The 1,647-nt window shown below is 50.8% G+C and carries 2 protein-coding genes; both read right to left on the reverse strand.

The window, feature by feature from the left end:
- Positions 1–592: head maturation protease, ClpP-related (locus tag KDK15_RS11035; RefSeq protein WP_257295411.1), on the reverse strand; the 592-nt coding region annotated here is incomplete at its 3' end.
- A gap of 5 nt (positions 593–597) precedes the next feature.
- Positions 598–1,647 (reverse strand): phage portal protein (locus KDK15_RS11040; protein ID WP_257295412.1); only part of this gene is annotated, 1,050 nt, incomplete at its 5' end.

Below are 1,647 nucleotides of genomic sequence, written 5' to 3' on the forward strand. Positions count from 1 at the left end.
AGCCATCCGGTGTATTACGGAACATGGAGAGATCAAAGCGGGCAGCGGCCTTCACCGGTTCATCAATCTGATCCACCAGGCCCATGTCCAGGGCTTCTTTGGCGGTGAACCAGGATTCAGACTCCATCAGTGCCTTCATATCTTCAAGGCTCTTGCCGGTTCTGGCGGTGTACGACACAGCAATACTGTCCGCAATCTTATCCATAATATCGGCAGTTTTGCGCATGGCTTCGGCATCGCCCTGTGCCCAGCCATAGGGGTTATGGATCATCATCATGGCATTTTCAGCGATGGTGACCGTATCGCCAGCCATGGCAATAACACTGGCAATGCTGGCCGCCAGCCCTTCGATGGTGACATGGATATTGGCTTTATGCAGACGCAGGGCGTTATAGATGGCAATGCCTTCAAACACCATGCCGCCCCGGCTGTTCAGGCGGACATTGATCTCTAAGACATCCAGATTACGAATTTGATCCACCACGCTCTGTGCCGAAACGCCATACCAGTCATCAATATCATCAAAGATAAACAGCTCTGGTGTCTGGCTGGCTTCATTTTTAAAGGTGTACCACTGTCGGTTATGACTCATCCCTGTCATCCTTTTTCCTTTTCTGGTTGATTGGTAGATTTGCTGTTTTTCGGATCACGGCTATCGCTGTCGTATCTCAGTGAGTGGCTATCTGCCCGGCGATTATCGGCGGCGATTTCACCATCCATCTGCTCGCTGTCATAACCCAGTTCGCTGACTACTTCAGATCGCGATTTAAATCCGCTTCTGACTGCCATCTTCTGTACCTGCATATCCTGAACCGGGTGCATATAAGGCCAGCCGTGGGCGATCCACTTCACTCGGCGATAGGCTCTTGGGTTATTGGCGTACTCTGGAATTGTGACCGAACCACTGAGCACCGCCATATCCAGCCAGCGGTTCCAGACCGTCCGACAGAACTGAAAGATAATCTGGTTATGCTGAATCTGCTGAATACGGCGGCGGAACTCATTGATGATCAGGCGCAGTGCCCGGTCACTGACTCCCGCCATATCACCCGACAGCAGTTCATAAGGGAGGCCAATACCAGCGGCAATCGCCATTAACTGCTGCTTCATAAAATTGGGATAGTCTGCGGCAGTACCCGGTGGATTATTGAACTCGACTTCTTCACCCGGTGCCAGCTCCTGCATGGTTCCTGGTTCCATCGCCACCATGGGTAGACCATTGTCGCCAAAGACCAGCGGCTTACCGGTCAAAGGATCAATAGGGTCTTGCTCTGGCGATGGCTTTTTAATAAAGCCGGTAAACAGGTTGGCGATTTCCTGCCGTAATAGCGTGGCATCATCAAACTTATCCAGATGATAGAGTCTGACTAAAACCTGGGTTAGTAATGGCTGGCCTCTTAGCTGTCCTGGATGCAGAGCTTCAAATATATGAAGAACATTCTCAGCCTTCACCCGAACCAGTCTGGTGCTGTCAAAAGCAAACTCGGCTGGATGCTCCCGGTGAAAGTAATAAGCGACCCGCTTGCCCAGCTTGTTAAACTCAATCCCGGCCTTAATCACATGGCCATTATCCAGCGTCTCGTTATAACTGATGACGCGATGCCCGCGTTGAAGGTGTCGTGTTATTTTTATAGTTGAATGATGGTA

Source organism: Endozoicomonas sp. YOMI1, from assembly GCF_024606345.1.
GTDB lineage: Bacteria > Pseudomonadota > Gammaproteobacteria > Pseudomonadales > Endozoicomonadaceae > Endozoicomonas.